This window comes from Streptococcus sp. CF7_Ac1-8 (assembly GCF_024295435.1).
GTDB lineage: Bacteria > Bacillota > Bacilli > Lactobacillales > Streptococcaceae > Streptococcus > Streptococcus mitis_AP.
In genome coordinates this window covers 1-669 of record NZ_JANCPI010000034.1, presented here as the reverse complement: position 1 = coordinate 669, position 669 = coordinate 1, and the positions used below count along the sequence as shown (strand labels likewise).

Sequence of the window (669 nt, the reverse complement as noted above, 5' to 3'; positions counted from 1 at the left end):
CAACTCTTACTATTATACCGACTTTTCAAACTTTGTCAACACCTTTTTTAAACTTTTTATGTTTTTTTCTTTTTTTGCATAGCTTCTTACCGAGTACGGATATCAAACTCCTTAAACACAATACGTAAGTCTCTCAATACTCTTTGTCGACCTCGAAATCGTTCATGTCTTAAGACGCGTTCTAACTCTTCTTGTTTCTCTTTATTTTGTTTACTTTTATAACCTCTTAGGGTTTCATGAAAGAGATAATAATCATCTAGCCACAGACCGCCCTCACTTATACGATGACTAATCTCACCTACTTCTTCATAGGCTTCTTTATCATATCTTCGTTTTTGACTTTCTTGCTTTCGGATATAATCTAAAATCCGATTCCGAAATTTTGTTTTGAAATATTTACGTAAACGAGGTATATCTTCTATCAGTTCTTCTTCTCTACTAATCAATTCATGCAAGCAAATCATCCCCTCTTGGTCCCAATCAGATAACTCCCATAAATGAAGGTAATACTCATTTCTACACTTATACACAATTCCCTGGACTTCTTCATACAATTTTTTAAGCATATTGTTCCCCTTTCTAGATACAGTCTAACAAATTCAAAAACAGTTTTGTCCTATTTTCCCGTTCTGTTCTCTACGCCTCCTCAACTGCGCAAAAAAAGAGAGG

General features: G+C 34.5%; 1 protein-coding gene. It reads right to left on the bottom strand.

What is annotated here, in order from left to right; genetic code table 11:
• Nucleotides 1–86: 86 nt before the first annotated feature.
• Entirely contained in the window at nt 87–566 is a 480-nt protein-coding gene (locus NMM26_RS09575) for a sigma-70 family RNA polymerase sigma factor (protein ID WP_000914507.1), read from the bottom strand.
• Between the last annotated feature and the right edge of the window lie 103 nt (nt 567–669).

What these genes read in the sequence shown, in the direction of transcription:
- NMM26_RS09575 (WP_000914507.1), bottom strand. Translation starts at nt 566, where the DNA reads ATGCTTAAAAAATTGTATGAAGAAGTCCAGGGAATTGTGTATAAGTGT.